Consider the following 19,571-nt stretch of genomic DNA (forward strand, 5'->3'; position numbering starts at 1 on the left):
ATGCTCGTCGTCGAAGCTCTGGATGCCGGCTATGGCGAAGCGCAGATCCTGTTCGGCGTTGATCTCGCGATCGCCGAGGGCGAGGTGGTGACCTTGCTCGGCCGCAACGGCATGGGCAAGACCACGACGATCCGCGCCATCATGGGCCTGATTCCGGCGAAGGCCGGCCGCATCAGCGTCTCCGGCCGCGACCTGACCGGCGCTCCACCCTTCCGGATCGCGCAGGCCGGAATCGGGCTGGTGCCTGAAGGCCGCCAGATCTTTCCGACGCTCAGCGTGGAAGAAAATCTGATCGCCACGGCAGCCAGCCGCTTCGGCAAGCCGCGCTGGGATGTCGAGCGCATCTACACGTTCCTGCCGCGCCTCAAGGAGAGGCGAACCAATCGCGGCAACCAGCTTTCCGGCGGCGAGCAGCAGATGCTGGCGATCGGCCGGGCCCTGATGACCAACCCCAAACTGGTCATTCTCGACGAGGCGACGGAAGGGCTGGCGCCGATCATCCGCCAGGAGATCTGGTCCTGCCTTGCCGCGCTGAAGGCTGATGGCGAATCGATCCTGGTCATCGACAAGAATGTCGATGCGCTGGCCAGGATCGCCGACCGGCATATCGTCCTGGAAAAGGGCCGCGTCGTCTGGCGCGGATCGAGCGACGACTTGCGCAGCGACAGTGCTGTGAAGGATCGCTTCCTGCATCTTTAGAGAAGGAGAGACCGATGAAGCCACTGACAGCCGGCGTGACGAGGGCCAATCAGGGCATCGATGCCATCTCATGGAATATTCTCGGCCAGACCTATGTCCCGAAGACGCTGAGCGAGGATAGTTTCTCCTGGCATGCGATCTTCCCGCCCGGGACCTTCGTGCCGCCGCATGTCCACCCGACGCAGGATGAGTTCATCTATCTGCTCGAAGGCCGGCTTGATCTCGTTCTCGACGGAGAGGAAGCGCATGCCTTGCCCGGCGACCTGATCCGCCTGCCGCGCAACGTTCCGCACGGCATCTTCAACAAGAGCGACAGCCCGGCCAAATGCCTGTTCTGGGTCGCCCCCACCGGCCGGCTCTACGACCTGTTCTGGGCGATCCATTCGATGCCGGAGCAGAACCCCGCGGAGGTCGTCGCGCTCGCCGCCAAATACGAGATCGACTTCCTGCCGCCGCCTCCAGACGGGGCGTGACAAACCCCGCGGCGGGGAAGAAACCGGCCCGTGCGGAACCCGTGCCCGTGCATCCTGCGTTCATCTGCCGGCACTAGTCTGCCGAGCAATGATGGAGGATGAAACATGAGGAAGGCGACGCTTTCCCTTGGCTTGCTCGCCGCGTTCGCGGCGGGCAACGCGGCAGCGATGCCGCTCCCGGCGCCTGGCGAAACGGGCCTGCCGCTCACGCTGGCCCAGATGCGCTGCAATGAATTCCGCTGCATCAATCCGCGCAGCGGCGTCTACACCGAAAGCACCTGCGACTATCGCGGCTGCTATCCGAGCAGCCGCCCGCGTGGGCGGCTTGGCCCCTATGGCGAGGACTATCGCTTCGGGCGCCGTCGGCTTGACGATGATGACGACTATCCGCGCTACCGGGGATATCGCCGCTATCGCGAAGACGACGATGACGACGATTGATTTTCGCGGCCCCCTGCCCTCCGCGTTCGAGCATCCGCCACGATCCGACATGCAGCGTGCTGGAAGGACAACGCGTGCCGAGCCGTGCCCAGAGGAATCTGCTGAACAGCCGTTAAGGTTAATGCAAGGTTAAGGCTGCGCGACTCGCGCTAAAGTGGCAATTATCCCTCTTACGTAGCGGTAGGCAGAATGCCTGCGGCGGAAGTTTGGAGGGGGCGGCATCATGACGACCGAACGCCGTGAAGTTCCACGGCAGCGCACCCTGCTGGGCGCGCGCATCGTCTTCAACAACCGCCAATCCACGCTCGACTGCGTGGTGCGCAACCTTTCGGACGTTGGCGCCATGGTGCTCATCTCCGATGCCGTTGCCTTGCCGGCAGCATTCGAGCTTGAGATCGAGCATAAGCGACACGTCTACGGCGCACGCTTTCGGTGGCGCGATGGCGAGCGCGTCGGGATCGCCCTGGACGGGCGGCCTGCCTCAACCGCCGAAATCGTGCCTCTCGACCACGCCCGGCGCTTGAAGCAATGCGAGCAGAGCAATGCGCAGCTGAAGGCGCGCATTCAGCAACTGACCGAAGCCGGCTGATCGCCCCTCAGCGCCGGGTCAGCTGCTCCGGCGCAAAGCCGGCCTTGCCGGCATAGGATTTCACGATGGCCTCACGCCTTGCGTAACTCATGACCCGTTCGACATCGTCGAAACCATTCGGCGCGAGCGCCTCGACGGCATCGATCACACGTTCGGGGCCGCCAACCCGGTTCAAGGCCACGACCTGCGCCGTTGCCGGCAGGCGCACAGCCTCATAGGCCGCCAGCGCCTGACGCGGATGCTCGCTGCGGACCAGCGCATCGGCAAGCGCGCGCGCATCAAGGATCGCCTGCGAGGCCCCGTTCGAGCCGACCGGGTACATCGGATGAGCGGCATCGCCGAGCAGCGTGACGCGGCCATGGGTCCAGCGCGGCAGCGGATCGCGGTCGCACATCGGGTAATCCCAGAATCCGGGCGAGGCCTGGATCAGCGCAAGGATGTCGACGCCGGGAATCGAGAAACGGCGGGCATAGGGCAGCACATCCTCAAGCCTGCCCGGTTTCGACCAGGCCTCCTTCGGAGGTGGCTTCGCCGGATCCCCCGTCCGGATATTGACGACCCAGTTGGTCAGCCGCGTGCCGGGCTTGCTGCCCACGGCGATCGGATACAGCACCAGTTTTCCGGCCATGCCGCCGGCGATGATCATGCTCTCGCCGTCGAGGAAGGCCGGCCAGTCACAAGCCCCGCGCCACATCTGCACGCCATTCCAGCGCGGCGCCCCCTGGTTCGGGAAATAATGTCCGCGCACGCTGGAGTGGATGCCATCGGCCGCGATCAGCACGTCGGCACGCGCCGTCTCGCCGGCCTCGCCGCGCCGCGCATCGGTAAAATGGGCTGTCACTCCGCCCTCGTCCTGGACGAAACCCTGCAGCCGGCGCCCGGTTCGCAGAGCGCCCTCCCCCAGGCGCTCGCGCACAGCCGCGCAGATCACCCCCTGCAGGCGGCCGCGATGGATCGAGAACTGCGGCACCGGCGCCCCCGCATGGAGGCCACGCGGCTCGCGCCAGACGGTCTGGCCAAAGCGGTTCATGTAGATGAGTTCGCGCGTCCGGATCGCGACGGCATCAAGCGCCGGCAGCAGGCCGAGCTCGTCCAGTTCGCCGATCGCATGCGGCAAGGTGTTGATGCCGACGCCGACCTCGCGGATATCACTCGACTGCTCGTAGACGGTCGCGGCGATGCCGCGCGCGTGCAGCATCAATGCGAGCGTCAGGCCGCCGATTCCGCCTCCGACGATAACAACCTTCATGCGTCCCCCCGCATCAGTATTCATTATTTTAAACTTGAAATAACAGGGTAAGATTTGTCAATGACCCCTGTCCTGGTGGCCGCCCCGCTGATTTTTTGCACTCCAGAGGCGGGAACGAAGCGAAATGCTGTGCGTATCTAGCCCCAATGCCGTGTTTTTGGACGTCAACCGTGCCAAGTGGCAGTTTCGCATAGGGCGGACATCCAGTCGTCGCGCGATTCGCGACGGCAGCAGGAATTAGCGTCCTCCCCAGCGACGACTAAGCAACACCGTTCTTCAGGAGAGTTTCATGACCAAGAACGAACTGATCGCCGCCATTGCCGACGAAACCGGCAAGACCAAGACCGACGTGTCCGCCATCCTCGGCTCGCTCGCAGCCGTCGTCGMCAAGACGCTGAAGTCCGGCGACGATGTTACGCTCGGCGGCGTCGGCAAGCTGTCGGCGGCCAAGCGCGAAGCCCGCGAGGCCCGCAACCCCTCGACCGGCGCCATGATCCAGGTTCCCGCCAAGACCGTCGTCAAGTTCAAGGTCACCAAGGACCTCGCCGACGCGGTGGCGTAAGCCGATCATATTTTAAAGCAGCACCTGGCCTTCGGGCCGGTGCTGCTTGACCCCGCCGCGGCCATCCGCACAGTGGGGCGATGTTCCTCCGTCTGTTCACCGATCTGCGCGCCGCCAAGGTGCCCGTCACGCTGCGGGAGTACCTGGCCTTGCTCGAAGGCGTGGAAGCCGATCTCGCCGAGCACCGCGTCGACGAATTCTATTATCTCGCTCGCACCTGCCTGGTGAAGGACGAGCGCCATCTCGACAAATTCGATCGGGTCTTCGCCCAGGTATTCAAGGGCATGGAGACCCTGCAGCAGGCGATCGAACAGGCCGGCATTCCCGAGGAATGGCTGCGCAAGCTCGCCGAGAAATTCCTGACCGACGATGAAAGGCGCGAGATCGCGGCAATGGGCTGGGACAAGCTCTGGGAGACGCTGAAGCAGCGGCTCGCCGAGCAGCAGGGCCGGCATCAGGGCGGTTCGAAATGGATCGGCACTGCAGGAACCTCGCCCTATGGCGCCTATGGCTATAATCCCGAGGGCGTCCGCATCGGCCAGGACAGCAACCGCAACTTCCGGGCGATCAAGGTCTGGGACAAGCGCGAGTTCAAGGATTTCGACGACACGCGCGAACTCGGCGTGCGCAACCTGCGCGTCGCATTGCGGCGGCTGCGCCGCTTTGCCCGCACGGGAGCGGCTGAAGAACTCGACCTCGACAACACCATCTCGGAAACGGCAAAGCACGGCTATCTCGACGTGCAGTTGCGGCCCGAGCGCCGCAACGCGGTCAAGGTGCTGCTATTCCTCGATGTGGGCGGCTCGATGGACTGGCATATCGAACTGGCGGAGGAGCTGTTCTCGGCGGCGCGGGCCGAGTTCAAGCATTTCGAGCATTTCTACTTTCACAACTGCCCCTACGAACGGGTCTGGCGCGAGAACAGGCGCCGGCACGATCAGGTCATATCGACATGGGACATCCTGCGGACCTATTCGGCCGACTATCGCATCGTCTTCGTCGGCGACGCCTCGATGAGTCCCTATGAGGTTGCAATGCCCGGGGGCTCGGTCGAGCACTGGAACGAGGAAGCGGGCGAGGTCTGGATGCAGCGCCTGGCCGGTCATTTCCCGAAATCGGTCTGGCTCAACCCGGTCCAGCAGCACCTCTGGAGCTATACCCAGTCGATCCGTCAGATCGGCGGGCTGATGGGCGGGCGCATGTTTCCGCTGACACTGGACGGGCTGGACGGCGCCATGAAGGTACTGGGCCGCTGACAAGTCTGCGGGGAGCCGCTATGGCTGCCGCCATGCAAGATGACGATGATGCGCTCCCGCCGTCCTGGCGCCAGCGTCCCAAGCCGGTCGGCTTCGAAATCACGTACCGCCTGAAGGGCGATACGCTCGAGATCGACAGCACACGCAAGGTCGATCAGGTCAGGCTCTCGGCGGTCGAGCAGGTTCGCTTCGTCTATGCGCCGAGCAATATCTCCTCGAAGGGATTCAAGACGCAGCTCAGGCTGAGCGACGGCAAGAGCATCACCTTCGGCAACCTGTCCTGGCGCTCGCTCACCGACATGGAGCGTGACGATGCCGGCTATCGTGCCTTTGTCGAAGCGCTGTCGGCCGCAATCGTCAGGGCCAATCCGCGCGCCCGTTTTCTCGCCGGCAAGCCGAACTGGAACTGGCTGCTGCTGACCGTGGTCAGCGGCCTGTCCCTGCTCATGTTGATCATGTTCACGCTGCGCGCCTTCCTGCAGGGCTCCAGCTCGGCGGGATGGCTGGGTATCCTGCTTGCCCTCGCCTCGCTCTGGCAGGTCGGGCCGATGGTCAAGCTCAACCGCCCCCGCGAGCTGCAGACAGGCGAAGTACCGGACGACCTGGTGCCGCGCGCCTCGGCAGGCTGACAGGCCGCTTTCCGGCCGCCTCAGCCGCTGCGCACGACCAACACCGAGCACTTCGCGCGGCGCACGATGGCCGATGCATTGGAGCCGATGACATAGGCGAGCATGCCGGGCTCGTGCGAGCCGATCACGATCAGATCGGCGCCGCTCGCATCGGCTTCCGCCAGCACCTCTCCATGGATCGAACCGACCAGCACCTTTGCGGAAACACGATCCGGCGGCAACGGAATGCCCGCCGCGATATCGGCGAGCTTGGCCTCCGCCTCGCTCTGTTGTTCGGTGTCGAAATCAGCCGGCACGAACTCCATGTAGGTGATCGGCACGAGCGACCGGACATAGACCAGCCTTATGGTTCCGCCTGACGCTTCGGCGAAGGACACCGCCGCGTTGATGGCGAGCGCCGCGAAGTCAACCTCGGCAAGATCAACGGGAACCAGAATCGATCTGTACATCGCATCCCCCCGATTTTCGGCATCGCCAGATTCCGCAGCCGCCGCCCTACGATACCACATCCAGGCACGCGCAGCGTTCCGCATGGTCGCCATGACAGGGCGGAATTGACGCAGCCCGGGCCTCGCCTAAGAGTATCGCCGCACGGAAGCAGTCTTGTGAAGTCCGTGGCGGCGCCGATGGCCGTTCCTCCTGTCCGGTAATCCGATGTGACCGACGCCCAGCCCGCCTCACGCCCGCCACGCGGGCTGCTGCACTCGCCTGCCGCCTTCCTGATGGTGCTGGCCTTCGTCAACTGGCTCGGCTTTGCAAGCTGGAGCGCGCTGCTCAACAATTTCGCCAAGGAAGCCGCCGGCTTCACCGGGCAGGATATCGGCATCCTGCAATCCGTCCGCGAGATTCCAGGCTTCCTCGCCTTCACGGCGATCATCCTGTTCTGGTTCATGCGCGAGCAGATCCTCGCCTATCTCAGCCTGCTCACGCTCGGCTTCGGGGTTGCGATCACCGGCTTCTATCCCAGTCTCGGTGGCCTCCTGATCACCACCACGATCATGTCGCTCGGCTTCCATTACTACGAGACCGCGCAGCAATCCCTGCAGCTGCAATTGCTGCCCAAGGCGGAGGCCCCAAGGCTTCTCGGCAAGATCGCAGGCGCCTCGGCCGCCGCACAGCTGCTTGCCTTCGGCTCGATCGCGCTGATCTGGCGGCTGTTCCAGCCGGGTTACACGATCATCTTTGTGGTGGCGGGCCTGCTCACCATCTGCCTGACCGGCGCCACCTGGCTGCTGTTTCCACGCTTCCAGGGTGCCGTGCCGCAGAACAAGGGCTTCGTCCTGCGCAAGCGCTACTGGCTCTATTATGCCCTGACCTTCATGTCGGGCGCGCGCCGGCAGATCTTCATGGCCTTTGGCGGCTTCCTGCTGGTCGAGCGTTTCGGCTACGATGTCGCAGCGACGGCTACGCTTCTGCTTGCGACCTACGGCATCAACACCTTCGTGGGGCCGATGCTCGGCCATCTCGTCGGGCGTGTCGGCGAACGTGCGACGATCCAGCTCGAGAACATCTCTCTGATCGCCGTCTTCGTCGGCTATGCGCTGGCAAGCCACGGGCATTTCGCCGGCTGGGGCGTCTTCGTCGCCGGGGCACTCTTCATCGTCGACGGGGTCTTCTTCACGCTCGTCCTGGCGCAAAGGACCTATTTCCAGAAGATCGCGGACCCGGCCGATATCGCCCCGACCTCTGCAGTGGCCTTCACGATCAACCACATCGCCGCAGTCTTCCTGCCCGTGACCTTCGGACTGCTCTGGATCCGCGACCCTGCGATCGTCTTCTACATCGGCGCGGCGGTCGCCACCGTCTCGCTGACGCTGGCTTTCCTGGTCCCGCGCCATCCCGTGCCCGGGCGCGAGACAATGCTGGCGTCAGTCGTGCCGGCTGCGGCCGAGCAGGACCGCCCTAGGCCCGACTGCTCAGCCCTGACGGGCCGGCGTGCGCACGACGAGACCGTCGAGTTCGTCGCGAACCCTGATCTGGCACGAGAGCCGCGAGGTCGGGCGCACGTCGAACGCAAAGTCGAGCATATCCTCTTCCATGGACTCGGCATGGCCGGTCTTCTCGGCCCAGGCATCGTCGACATAGACGTGGCAGGTCGCGCAGGCACAGGCACCGCCGCATTCGGCTTCAATGCCGGGAATCCCGTTGCGCACGGCCGTTTCCATGACCGTCGAGCCGGTCTCGGCCTCAACGGTACGGCTTTCTCCCTGGGCATCGATGAAAGTGATCTTCGGCATCATAAACTCCGGCGGGGCCAACGCCGGCACCGCTTAGAGCATTTCCAGGCATTGTGGAAAGAGCGTTGACCGCCTGACCGCCCCTCAGGCGGCGCAATCGATCGTGGAAATCGCAGCGCGTGCCTCGGCCGCGGCCAGGGCCAGGGCATCCATCGCATTGTCCCTGCGCGCCGGATCATCGCCAGCCAGTTGGCGTTCCATGGCATCGGCGGCTTCGGCAACMGACCAGGCTCCGATCGCGCTGGCCGCTCCCTTCAGGGTATGCGCCGCGTCCATTCTGGCCTTGATGTCGCTGCCGGAATGGATCGTCCGCAAATGGCTGATGCATTGCTGCGCGAAGAGCGTCAGCAGCTCGCGCTCGAGGTCGTGATCGCCGCCGGTCTGGCGGGCGAGGTGAGCAAGATCAATGGCTTTTTGGGGSATTGGAGCACTCGGAAACACGCATTTTGTACGAGCCGGCTTGGCGGCTCCCATGCTCAAACAAGCGCCAACATGGTGAACGAGGCGTTAACGACGTTTGTGAATCGGGGCCTCAAATGGGTTCCAATCGCATAGAGCCTCCACTACCCTTCCAACTGGTAAATGATGGGCGCATTGTCCCTCCTGATGTCGGTCGCCAGAGGCGGCGCCCGGCAGCGCGAGGGTCGCGGCGATGTCGACCCATCGAAGTAGCGTTGCGAGGCGGCAATCATGACCCGACAGAACAAGCTCCAGGACCCGACAGAAGCGGCGATGTCCGCGATCGAGGAGGCCCTGCGGCTCGACCAGTCGAAGCCCCTCGGTGCGGAGCCCCACCCATCCGAACCGAAGCTGCCTTCGGCCACTGAAGGCGATCTCAAGCTCGACCTGCCTCGCGTCGAGCCCGCGCCCAGGCCGCCGGAACCCGCCCCCGCACCGCAGGCAGCGGCCCCACGCCCGGCGATCGCGCCCGATACCAGCCGCGTCGCCAATGACGACCGCCGCGATTCCAGTTCCCTCGTCCAGGCCTTCTCGGTCCGCCCCTCGCGCCGCCCCTCCTGGTTCGCGGGCTTTGCCTCGCTGCTCTGGCTCGCCGGCGTCGCCTTCGTGCTCGTCGGCCGCTTCGGGTCGTTCAGCGGCGGCGTGCCGGAAGGCCTCGCCGGCTTCGGCCCTGGCGAATGGGCCATGCTCGCATTGGCGATCGGCACCCCCATCGTCTTCTTCTTCGTGCTCGCAGCACTGTACCGCCGCACCCAGGAGATGCGCCTCGTCTCGCGAGCGATGACGGAGGTCGCGTTGCGCCTGGCCGAGCCGGAAGTGGTCGGCGCCGATTCCGTTCTCTCGTTAAGCCAGACGATCCGTCGCGAAGTCGCCGCCATGGGCGACGGCATCGAGCGCGCCGTCGCACGCGCCGGCGAACTGGAAACGATCGTGCGCGGCGAGATCGCCACGCTCGAGCGCGCCTATGCGGATAACGAAATCCGGCTGCGCGCGCTTATCGACGAGCTCGTCACCCAGCGGGAATCCGTTGTGGGCAATGCCGAGCGCGTGAAATTCGCGATCAGCGGCGCACATGAGTCCCTCTCCAAGGATCTGGAAAGCGCCAGCCGCAGCATTGCCGAAGCCGTCTCTCAGGCCGGCGACCGCGTCACCGGCTCGCTCGGCGAGAAGGGCGACCAGATCACGGTCGCGCTCGGCCGCGCCGGTGAGCGCATGATCGACGAGATCAGCGGCCGCAGCCACGAACTGGTCGAACGCCTGCAGATCACTTCAGGCGAGGTCAGCGAGCGGCTGTCCGGCGCCAGCGACAACCTGTCGACGATGCTCGACGGGCGCGCTCAGGAAATTGCCTCCTCGCTGGAGCGTACCGGCCAGGTTCTGACAGAGGGCCTAACCTCGGGCGCCCGCGACGTCACCAAGGCGATCAGCGAGACCGGCTCGCAGGTCGTCGAGACGCTGACGGCGCGGGTCGAGACCGTCAACGAGACCCTGAGGCAGACGGGCGAAAGCCTGGCCCAGGAGATCTCGGAGCGGGGCACCACCGTCGCCGAGCGCTTCGAGCAGAGCGGCCGCACGCTGGTCGGCCTGATCGAGGGCCAGAGCGAGACGCTGACCCAGCGTATCGCGGAGACCGGAGAGACCCTGCGCAGCTCGCTCTCGAGCGAAGGCGAAAGCGTCACCACGCGCCTCGCCGAGGTCGGCCGCGGCGTCCACAGCCTGCTCAGCCGGCAGCATGAGAGCATGGCTTCGCGCCTGCTTGAAGTCGGCAACAACGTGCACGGGCTGATCGACAGCCAGGGCGAGACGCTGGTCAGCCGCCTCACGGAGACGGCCCGCACCGTCGAGGACGTGCTGCGCGAACGCGGCGACGCCATCGTGCTGCGTTTCGACGAGGCGAGCAAATCGCTGGGGGATACGGTCGGCCGCCAGGGCGACGAACTGACGACCCGGATCACCGATGTCGGCACCAGCCTGCATGGGCTCTTCACCGAGCAGGGCGGCAGCCTCGTGACCCGCCTCTCCGAGACCGGCGAGATCGTGCATACCCTGCTCGATCAGCAGGCCGAGAAGCTCACCAGCCGCGTCTCCGGCGCCGGGAAGGATGTCGAATCCCTGCTCGACCGCCATGGCGAAACGCTGGCCGCCCGCCTCGGCCAGACCGGCGAGGACGTGCACAAGCTCCTGAACGAGCAGGGCGATGCGCTCGTCGCCCGCCTCGGCCGCAGCGGCAAGGATGTCCAGAACCTGATCGGTCAGGAAGGCGACAACCTGGTCGCGCGCCTCGGCCTTGCCGGGCAGGAAGTCCACAGCCTGATCAGCGAACAGCGCAGCTCTCTCATCACCAGCCTGTCCGAGACCGGCACCAAGGTCAGCGCCCTGCTCGAAGAGCAGACCGGCGGCATGACGGTGAAGGTCTCGCAGGCCGGCCTCGACATGCAGGATCTGCTCAGCGGCCAGAGCCAGGCGCTGGTCACGCGGGTCGCCGATGTCGGCCGCTCCGTGCACAACCTGCTCGCCGAACGCGGTGGCGCACTGATCACCCAGCTTGCCGAGACCGGAGAGAACCTCCACCTCAAGCTCGGCGAACAAGGCGATGCGCTTGCGACCCGCGTGACGGAAAGCGTCGAGAGCGCCCGCTCCGCACTTGAGCAGCAGCAGGCCGGCTTCATCGCCCGCCTCGGCGAAACCAGCCAGGAGGTCGGCGCCCTGCTCGGCGAGCAGCGCGAGACGATGATCCGCGATCTCGTCAGCACCGGCCGCGAGGTTCACACCCTGCTCGGCGAGCAGAGCGAGGATCTGGCACGGCGCATGACCGACGCCACCCGCAGCCTCACCGAGACCATCAATGTCGATGGCCGCCATGTCGCCGAAACTGTCAGCGAAGCGACACAGGGGTTGCGCGCCACCTTCACCGTGCATGCAGAAGACGCGCGCACGCTTCTTGCCGACACCGGCAGGGAAATCGTGCTGGCGCTGACCCAGCAGGGCGGACGCGTCAACGAGGCCCTGGCCGCCAATGCCGAGTCGATGCTGCGCTCGGTCGAGAACCGTGCCCAGGCGCTGAACGAGACGCTGGCAAGCCGCCACGACGCGCTGAACCAGCTCTTCKATACGCAGGGCCGCCAGATCGACGGCACCCTGGCTGCGCGCCTCGCTGCCTTCTCCGAGCTGTTCGAGACCCAGGGTCGGGGTATCGAGGCCACGCTCAACGAGCGGCTTGTCTCCCTGTCCCAGCTCTTCGACTCGCAAGGGCGCGTCATCGAGCACGGCCTCAACGAGCGCCTCGCCGCACTCACGCATCTGTTCGACTCGCAGGGCCGCGGCATCGAGACCAATCTCAGCGAGCGTCTCGTCGCCTTCACCCAGCTGTTTGAAACGCAGGGTCGTGGCATCGAGACCAGCCTCAACGAACGCCTCGCCGCCTTCACCCAGCTGTTCGACACGCAGGGCCGTGGCATCGAGACGGGCCTCAACGAGCGCCTTGCTGCCTTCACTCATCTGTTCGACACGCAGGGTCACGGCATCGCGAATGGCCTCGACGAACGCCTCGAAGCGTTCAACCAGCTGTTCGACAGCAAGGGCCACGGTATCGCCAGCGGCCTCGACGAACGCCTCGAAGCGTTCAACCACCTGTTCGACAGCAAGGGCCAAGGCATCGCCGGCGGCCTCGACGAACGCCTCGAAGCGTTCAACCAGCTGTTCGACAACAAGGGCCAAGGCATCGCCAGCGGTCTCGACCAGCGCCTCGCCGCCTTCAACCAGCTGTTCGATACCAGGGGCCACGGCATCGCGAGTGGCCTCGACCAGCGCCTCGCCGCCTTCACCCAGCTGTTCGATACCAAGGGGCACGGCATCGCCAGCGGCCTCGACGAACGCCTCGCGGCCTTCACCCAGCTGTTCGACAGCCATGGTCACGGCGTCGCGAGCAGCCTCGACGAACGCCTCACGGCCTTCACCCAGCTGTTCGACACGCATGGTCACGGCATCGCAAGCGGCCTCGACGAACGCCTCGCGGCCTTCACCCAGCTGTTCGACACACAGGGCCGCGACATCGAGAGCGGCCTTGGCGAACGCCTTGCCGCGTTCACGAGCCTGTTCGACACGCAGGGTCGCGAAGTTGAAGCCGCGCTCGGCATCCGCCTCGACGCCTTCGAAGACATCGTGGTCCGTCAGGGCGGAGCCCTTGCAACCAAGCTCAGCACAGACACGCGCGAATTCACCGAATCCGTGGCGGCGCGCCTGAACGAGGCCGAGCGGCTGCTGACCGGCGACGGCCAGGCGCTGGCCGACCGCATCGGCACCCGCGCGGCAGAGGCCGCCGATATTCTCGCCGCCCGAACCCAGGAAGCGGCGACGGCCATGGAAGAGCAGATCAAGGTGTTCGAGGAGCGTTCCGGCGCCAAGAGTGCCGAGATCGCCACCTCCCTTGACGGGCTCATTGCCCGCATCGACGGCAATCTCGGCTCGCGGGCCACCGCGCTCAACGAGGCGCTGGTCGAACGCACTGTCGACATCGCCCGCGTGCTTGCCGAGGGCGGCCGGGAGGTCACCCGAGCCCTGGCGGCAAAGGCAGACGAGATCGGGGACGTCGTCACTTCGAAGAGCGAGTCGCTCACGCGCACGCTCAGCGAGAAGGCCGATACCATCAACGCCACCCTTGGCGGGCGGGCGTTGCAGATCGCCGATACGCTCGACCAGAGCGTCGCGCGCTTCGAGGAGCGCGTGGTCAACCGTCTCGACTCCGTCTCCGGGACGCTCGACACGCGCGGCCAGCAGATCGCCGACACACTGCACAACAAGTCCGAGGAGATCTCGGTCTCGCTCGGGGCCCGCGCCGACGAACTGCGCGCCCTGTTCGACGACAAGGGCGGCGGCATGGTTGCGGCGCTCGGCCTGCGCGGCGAGGCCATCGCCAACGAGGTCGCGTCGGTCGGCGAAACCGTGGTCAGCGCCATCGAGAGCCGCGGCTCTTCGATCCTCGCCGGCCTGCGCGAACGCGGCACCGAGATCACGGCTGCGCTCGACACCTCGTCGGCGGGGCTGCGCGACACGCTCGAGGTCGGAACGCGCCAGTCGGTCGAAGCCCTGGTCAGCACCAACGAGCAGCTTCGCGGCGAGCTCGGCGGCATGCTTGGCCGCCTGGGCGAAGCCAACAAGCTGATGCAGCAGATCGTCAACGGCGCGAACAAGAACCTCGGCGCGATCGAGGCCGGCCTGTCGGAGCGCGTCAGCGACCTGCAGGCAGTGCTCGCCACCGTCATGGACGAGACCAAGGGGGCGACGGAACAGGTCGCGGCCCAGGTCGAGGAGCTCAAGGCCTTCTCGGAAGGCACCTTGCGCCAGACCGCTGCGCTTGTCGGCCAGCTCGACGGCCAGGGCACCTCGCTCTCCGAGGTTACCCAGGCAAGCACGGCTGCGCTGCACGCTGTTGCCTCGCGGCTCGAGCAGGTCGAGGCGCGTGTCGGCAAGGCTCTCGCCGATCGCAAGGACACGCTCGAGGAAGTGCATGGCCTGATCTCGGGCAAGACCGACGACATCGAAACGATCACGCGCTCCTTCGCGGCCTTGATCGACGAGTCGCTGAGCAGCGCCGAAGCACGCGCACGCCAGATCGGCGGCGTGCTGACAGAGTCGGCCGAAGCCACGACCGGCGCGATCATGCAGCAGTTCGAGATGATCCGTGCCACCACGGGCAAGGAGCGCGAGCGCACTGCGCACGCTCTGCGCTCGGCCTATGAGCAGGTCAGCGGAGAACTCGGCAACGAGCTGTCCAAGGTCACGGAACGCTTCCAGGGCGCCGCCGAGGACATGCGCAAGATCTCCACCGAGATCCAGCGCGAGCTCGAGGCGACACGCTCCGAACTGAAGCGCGGCGTCCTCGACCTGCCGAAGGAGACGCAGGAATCGACGGCAGAGATGCGCCGTGTGGTTGCCGAGCAGATCAAGGCGCTCAACGAGCTGACCGAAATCGCGACGCGCGCCGGGCGCAATGCCGGCCCTGCCGAAGCCCCGGCTCGCCGTCCGGCTGCGGTCATGCCGGCAGCCCCGGCCTATTCCGCCTCCGTCACGCAGGCACGCGTGACGACCCTGGCCGAACCGCTGCGGCCCTCGATCGATGCGACAGCCGAGCCTGCCAAGCCGGAACCGCGCGCCGATGCGAAGGCAGCCCCGGCTCGCCCGACGCCCGCACCGGACGCTTCGCGCCGTCAGGCCACACCGGAACAGCCCCCGGCCAAGTCCGGCTGGCTGTCCGATCTGCTGAACCGCGCCTCGCGTGAGGACCGGCAGGCGGAGCCGAGCAAGCCGACTGCGCACTCGATCGAGAAGCTCGATTCGCTCTCGGTCGATATCGCCCGGATGATCGACCACGATGCGGCCGTCGAGCTCTGGGACCGCTACAAGCGCGGCGAGCGCAACGTCTTCACGCGCCGGCTCTATACCCTGCAGGGTCAGCAGACCTTCGACGAGATCCGGCGGAAGTACCGCCGCGATGCGGAGTTCAAGGAGACGGTCGACCGCTACATCGACGAGTTCGAGCGCCTGCTCGGCGAGGCGGCCAAGGACGACCGTGACTCGATGGTGGCGAAGACCTACCTCACCTCCGAGACCGGCAAGGTCTACACCATGCTGGCCCATGCGAGCGGGCGCTTCGAGTAAGCGCCCCTCCACCACCCCGAAATGCAAAACGGCCGCCCAATCGGGCGGCCGTTTTCATTGAAGCCTTGCGAACTCGATGTCGCTTTCGCCCAGAGCACATTGCGAAAACGTGGCGACGGTTTTTCGCATTGAGCATGCTCTCAACAATGAGAGTAGATCACGCTGTGTTTGGACGATTCCGTCCAAACACAGCGTGATCTAAGCAGCCCAGCGGACGATATCGATCAGAACCTTCGACAGCGCCTGGTCGAGCGCGCGGGCGGCGGCGGCACCGTCGACGGCACCGACGGGCACCCTGGCCGAGAACAGTTTGGCGCGCTGAATGTGCCCGGTCCGGTCCCCGACCAGCTTCGCGGTGATCTCGACCACGGCGGAGTTCGTCGCAGCATCGATATTGAAACTGCGGATATCCGTGTTGAGCTGGAAATCGGGAACGATCCGTTCGCCCGGCAGCGAAACCGACGCGATGCGGCTGCCGTTCTCGAAAGTCTGGAGCAACCGTATCTGCACGAGCTTCGGAACCCGGTCGGCCCATTGCGTGCCGCCGAGGAACGACAGCGCGCCGGCAGAGTCCCGGACAATCATGCGATCGGAATCGAGGGTCTGGACCGTCGTCGGCTCGTTGATGACGAGGGCTGCGCGCGCTCCTCCGACCCGGCCGAAATCGCGCGGCGCAGACAGATCGTAGGTGGTGGGCGTCGCGCCGCCGCTGCAGCCGCTCAGCGTGAGCGAGACGGCCAGGACGAGAGCGGCGATCGGCGTGAAGCCAGGTTCTGGCGCAAGGCGGGACGACATCGGCATCTGACTAGCGCGATCCGCTATACTGGGGAAGCGGCGGACGGCCGCCAAAGATGAACTGTTGCGGATTGCGCTCGATATTGCGCAGCGCCCGGTTGAAATCCGTCAGCGTCCGACGGCCTTCGGCGGCGAGGTTCTCGATGTCGCGCAAGCCCGGCCCGGTAAAGCGGTTGATCCCGGTCGTGATCTCCGCAGTGCGCTTGTCGAGGTTCTCGGCAAGGGTGCGGATCGAGCGCGCAGCATTGCCGACCTCGGCCAGCGCCCCCTGCCCGTCCCCGGAATTCAGGAACCCCTGCGCGGCCTTGAGCACGCCCTCGACCTGATCAGCCGCCTTGTTGAGCTTCTCGCTAATGGAGGCGACATCCTTCACCACCTTGCCGACATCCTCGCTGTTGTCGCCCAGTGCGGCGGTGAACTTGTCGACATTGGCGACGATGTTGGCGACCTTGCGCTGGTCGACGGACTTCACAACCTCGGTAAGTTCATCGCTCAGGCTGCCGAGTTTCTGCGAAAGCGGGGCGATCGTATCGGCGATCTGGCCGAAGCTGCTCATCAGCTTGTCGATGCCGTCGGAATTGTTGCCGAGCGCAGCCGAGAATTTCTCCACATTCCTGACCGTGTTGCCGATCGAGCCAGCATTGTCCTTGACGAGCCCCTCGATGCCGCCGAGCACCTCGTCGGCCCGCTTGGCGATCGTGCGCACCGTTTCGAGGATGTCCTGGAACTCGGACCGTTCGGCAATGATCGTCGGCAGGCTCTGGCCAGGCAGTGGCTTCAGCACGGGGGAATCCGGGTCGCCACCCAGCAACTGCACGGCGACGACGCCCGCAAGCCCCTGAGCCTCGATCCGGGCTCGGGTGTCGACCCTGAGCGGCGTGGTGTTGTCGACCTGAACGACGGCGTAAATCCGGCGAGGATCGTCCGGCAGCAGCTCGATGCGGGTGACCTCGCCAACACGCAGGCCATTGAAAAGCACGCTGGAACCGCGCCCCAGTCCGGTGACGGTGCCGCTGAAGACGATCCGGACATCCTGTCGGCGGCCCGCCAGGCCACTGTTGAACCAGTAGACGAAGCCGAACATCGCCGCGAGGACCGCGAGCGTGAAGAGACCGACCAGTGCGTAGTTCGCGCGCGATTCCATTAGCGCAACGTTAGAGCAGGATTCTGCAAGGGGCGAAGCAGCTTTCGGGCAACATTCTCCTCCAACGCGTCAATCGAGGCCGGGTTTCGCGGCCCTGGTCGCTTATCGAACTCGCTTCACGACCTTCTCTGGTCAGCAGGGAGGCGAGCCTGGGCCCGTTCGCCACCAAAATACGCCTTCAGCCAGGGGTGATCGGAGGCCAGCATCGTCGCAATCGGCCCGACCGCGATGACGCGTTTGTCCGCCAGCGCAGCGATCCGGTCGCAGGCCGAATACAGGCTGTCGAGATCATGCGTCACCATGAAGACGGTGAGGCCGAGCGTTTCCTTCAGCGTCATGATCAGTTGGTCGAATTCGGCAGCGCCGATCGGATCGAGGCCCGAGGTCGGCTCGTCAAGGAAGACGATCTCGGGATCGAGCGCCAGCGCCCGCGCGAGCGCCGCGCGCTTGATCATGCCGCCCGAAAGCTCGGAAGGCGCCTTGTCCGCCGCATCGGGCCTGAGACCGACCATCTCGAGCTTGAGCATCGCCATCTCGTCGAGCAGCGTGGGCGACAGCTTCAGGTATTCCCGCATCGGCACCTGGATGTTCTGCTTGACGCTGAGAGCCGAGAAGAGAGCGCCGTGCTGGAACATGACGCCAAAGCGCTGTTCAAGGGCGCGTCGCGCAGGCCCTTCGAGATCGTCGACATTCTCACCGAAGACCTCGATCGTGCCGCGCTGCTTGCGCACGAGCCCGAGGATCGTGCGGGTGAGGACGGATTTTCCCGTGCCGGACCCACCGACGAAACCGAGGATCTCGCCGCGCATGACGTCGAGATCGAGGCCGTCCATGATCACCTTGTCCCCGAAGGCGACCTTGAGATTGCGCACCTTGATGACAGGCTCCGGCGCGTCCTGGTTGCTCCCGGACGGTTCGGCCGCGTCATGCGACGGCGGATATCCCGCCGACTGGCCCCAGTTTGCGCTCATGCCCGGCCCACCGCCCTCAAAACTGGATGGATGCAAAGAACATGGCGAAAAGCCCGTCCACCAGGATGACCATGAAGATCGCCTTCACCACCGAGGCCGTGACCTGACGGCCGAGCGACTCGGCCGAGCCCTGGACGGCGAGACCTTCGATCGAGGCGATCAGACCGATGACGAAGGCCATGAAAGGAGCCTTGATCAGCCCGACGGCGAAATGCTTCCAGGTGATCACCGACTGGAGGCGCGCCAGGAAGGTATCGATGCCGATGCCGCCATAGAGCCAGCTCACCAGCGCCGCACCCGCCAGGCCGGCCATGGAAGAGATGAAGGTGAGGATCGGCAGCGAGATGATCAACGCCAGGATGCGGGGAACGACGAGGACCTCGATCGGGTCGAGCCCCATCACCCGCAAGGCGTCGATTTCCTCGCGCATCTTCATCGAGCCGATCTCGGCGGTGAAGGCCGAGCCTGAACGGCCGGCAATCATGATCGAGGTGAGCAGTACCCCGAGCTCGCGCAGAATCAGGATGCCCGTCAAATTGACGACGAAGGCCGAAGCGCCGAACTGCTGCAGCTGGAATATGCCCTGCTGGGCGACGATGCAGCCGACCAGAAACGAGATCAGCATGATGATCGGCGCGCCATTGAAGGCGATCAGCTCGATCTGATTGACGAGCGGCGGTCCCCTGAACTTGCGCGGACCGAACATGACGCTGACGGAGCCGACCACCACCTCGCCGAGGAACATCGCTCCGCCGACCATGTCGCGCCCGAAGCGGACCATGGCCTCGCCGATATTCACCAGCACGCTGACAATGCCGAAATGATGGACCGTCGGCGGGACGGAGCAGTCGTGGATATTGACCTCGGCCAGCAGCACCGCGTGCTCCGGCCTCCGGCTGACGAGTTCGACCGAGCCCCCGGCGGCCTCGCGCTGGTTCTTCAGCCGGTTGAGAACATAGGCGCCGAGCGTATCGAGCCGGATGATCGCGGAGAGATCGAGGGTCGCGCGCGACACCGAGGCGATGCGTTCGCCCATTTCAGCGATCAATTCCTCAATGCGCGGCGCGCGCTCGGCGCTCCAGGAGCCGGTCAGCTCGATGGCGAGGCTACCTGCATCGTCGTGAAAGACGGCCTGGGGTTCGGCGGTGTCGAGGCTCGCCATGGTCTCCCTGATGTCCCTCGATCGGCCTCATCGGACCTCCGTCCGCGCATGGCACCCTAATGCCAGGTCAGGCCCTATCCCCGAAACCTGTATCGCCGTGCCGGGCACGCTTGGCAAGCGTCGTCGCGCTGCATCGCTGTCGCCGCGAACGCTCCCACCGCGTGATCGGCGCGCTCCGGTTTTTTTGTGCATCGAGGCGCCTTTCGATGCCGCATGGCAGCACTTCCTTAATCAATTCTGTCGCACGG

The 19,571-nt window shown here is 65.5% G+C and carries 15 protein-coding genes and 2 pseudogenes; 9 read left to right on the forward strand and 8 right to left on the reverse strand.

The window, feature by feature from the left end; all coding sequences use genetic code 11:
* The 4 genes from AC1DIO_RS15220 (at position 1) to AC1DIO_RS15235 (ending at position 2,202) form a co-directional block, all read left to right on the forward strand.
* Positions 1 to 699 (forward strand): ABC transporter ATP-binding protein, encoded by a 699-nt coding sequence (locus tag AC1DIO_RS15220; RefSeq protein ID WP_441489102.1) that lies wholly within the window; start codon positions 1 to 3, stop codon positions 697 to 699.
* A gap of 14 nt (positions 700 to 713) precedes the next feature.
* Positions 714 to 1,172: a cupin domain-containing protein gene (locus tag AC1DIO_RS15225; protein WP_441506645.1), complete on the forward strand. Its 459-nt coding sequence runs from the start codon at positions 714 to 716 to the stop codon at positions 1,170 to 1,172.
* Positions 1,173 to 1,277: 105 nt separating this feature from the next.
* Complete coding sequence (locus AC1DIO_RS15230; RefSeq protein ID WP_441506646.1) at positions 1,278 to 1,613, forward strand: hypothetical protein; 336 nt, start codon at positions 1,278 to 1,280, stop codon at positions 1,611 to 1,613.
* A gap of 223 nt (positions 1,614 to 1,836) precedes the next feature.
* Positions 1,837 to 2,202, forward strand: a complete 366-nt coding sequence (locus tag AC1DIO_RS15235) for a PilZ domain-containing protein (RefSeq protein WP_441489100.1) — start codon at positions 1,837 to 1,839, stop codon at positions 2,200 to 2,202.
* Between the two features lie 7 nt (positions 2,203 to 2,209).
* On the opposite strand, the gene AC1DIO_RS15240 is transcribed toward AC1DIO_RS15235, so the two are convergent.
* The gene (locus AC1DIO_RS15240; protein WP_441489099.1) at positions 2,210 to 3,451 is read right to left on the reverse strand and encodes a flavin-dependent oxidoreductase; all 1,242 of its coding nucleotides are present in this window, start codon (positions 3,449 to 3,451) and stop codon (positions 2,210 to 2,212) included.
* A 277-nt stretch (positions 3,452 to 3,728) separates the two neighbouring features.
* Between AC1DIO_RS15240 and AC1DIO_RS15245 the strand changes: the two are divergent.
* The 3 genes and pseudogenes from AC1DIO_RS15245 to AC1DIO_RS15255 form a co-directional block, all read left to right on the forward strand.
* Positions 3,729 to 4,013, forward strand: a pseudogene (locus AC1DIO_RS15245) (HU family DNA-binding protein); the annotation flags it as partial.
* Positions 4,014 to 4,093: 80 nt separating this feature from the next.
* Positions 4,094 to 5,269: a vWA domain-containing protein gene (locus tag AC1DIO_RS15250; RefSeq protein ID WP_476853624.1), complete on the forward strand. Its 1,176-nt coding sequence runs from the start codon at positions 4,094 to 4,096 to the stop codon at positions 5,267 to 5,269.
* A 32-nt stretch (positions 5,270 to 5,301) separates the two neighbouring features.
* A complete protein-coding gene (locus tag AC1DIO_RS15255; protein ID WP_441489097.1) occupies positions 5,302 to 5,898 on the forward strand; it encodes a hypothetical protein in 597 nt (198 codons plus the stop codon).
* Positions 5,899 to 5,918: 20 nt separating this feature from the next.
* On the opposite strand, the gene AC1DIO_RS15260 is transcribed toward AC1DIO_RS15255, so the two are convergent.
* Positions 5,919 to 6,347 carry a universal stress protein gene (locus AC1DIO_RS15260; RefSeq protein ID WP_069877316.1) on the reverse strand — a complete coding sequence of 143 codons (429 nt, stop codon included), beginning with the start codon at positions 6,345 to 6,347 and terminating at the stop codon, positions 5,919 to 5,921.
* Between the two features lie 273 nt (positions 6,348 to 6,620).
* On the opposite strand from AC1DIO_RS15260, the pseudogene AC1DIO_RS15265 reads away from it, so the two are divergent.
* A pseudogene (locus tag AC1DIO_RS15265) lies at positions 6,621 to 7,619 on the forward strand (MFS transporter); the annotation flags it as partial.
* Positions 7,620 to 7,814: 195 nt separating this feature from the next.
* Here the strand turns inward: AC1DIO_RS15265 and AC1DIO_RS15270 are convergent.
* Both AC1DIO_RS15270 and AC1DIO_RS15275 read right to left on the reverse strand, forming a co-directional pair.
* A complete protein-coding gene (locus tag AC1DIO_RS15270) occupies positions 7,815 to 8,135 on the reverse strand; it encodes a 2Fe-2S iron-sulfur cluster-binding protein (protein ID WP_069882120.1) in 321 nt (106 codons plus the stop codon).
* 84 nt (positions 8,136 to 8,219) lie between these two features.
* Positions 8,220 to 8,576: an Hpt domain-containing protein gene (locus AC1DIO_RS15275; protein WP_476853625.1), complete on the reverse strand. Its 357-nt coding sequence runs from the start codon at positions 8,574 to 8,576 to the stop codon at positions 8,220 to 8,222.
* Positions 8,577 to 8,825: 249 nt separating this feature from the next.
* Between AC1DIO_RS15275 and AC1DIO_RS15280 the strand changes: the two genes are divergently transcribed.
* The gene (locus tag AC1DIO_RS15280) at positions 8,826 to 15,251 is read left to right on the forward strand and encodes an apolipoprotein A-IV repeat region-like domain-containing protein (RefSeq protein ID WP_476853626.1); all 6,426 of its coding nucleotides are present in this window, start codon (positions 8,826 to 8,828) and stop codon (positions 15,249 to 15,251) included.
* Between the two features lie 198 nt (positions 15,252 to 15,449).
* Here AC1DIO_RS15280 and AC1DIO_RS15285 read toward each other — a convergent pair whose 3' ends face one another.
* The 4 genes from AC1DIO_RS15285 to AC1DIO_RS15300 form a co-directional block, all read right to left on the reverse strand.
* Positions 15,450 to 16,052: an ABC-type transport auxiliary lipoprotein family protein gene (locus AC1DIO_RS15285; RefSeq protein WP_441506651.1), complete on the reverse strand. Its 603-nt coding sequence runs from the start codon at positions 16,050 to 16,052 to the stop codon at positions 15,450 to 15,452.
* A gap of 4 nt (positions 16,053 to 16,056) precedes the next feature.
* Positions 16,057 to 17,190, reverse strand: coding sequence for an MlaD family protein (locus tag AC1DIO_RS15290; protein WP_441506652.1), 1,134 nt, complete (start codon positions 17,188 to 17,190; stop codon positions 16,057 to 16,059).
* A 116-nt stretch (positions 17,191 to 17,306) separates the two neighbouring features.
* Entirely contained in the window at positions 17,307 to 18,161 is an 855-nt protein-coding gene (locus AC1DIO_RS15295; RefSeq protein ID WP_441506653.1) for an ABC transporter ATP-binding protein, read from the reverse strand.
* A 16-nt stretch (positions 18,162 to 18,177) separates the two neighbouring features.
* Entirely contained in the window at positions 18,178 to 19,323 is a 1,146-nt protein-coding gene (locus AC1DIO_RS15300; RefSeq protein WP_441489090.1) for an MlaE family lipid ABC transporter permease subunit, read from the reverse strand.
* Between the last annotated feature and the right edge of the window lie 248 nt (positions 19,324 to 19,571).

This window comes from Allobosea sp. 05T439, from assembly GCF_056396005.1.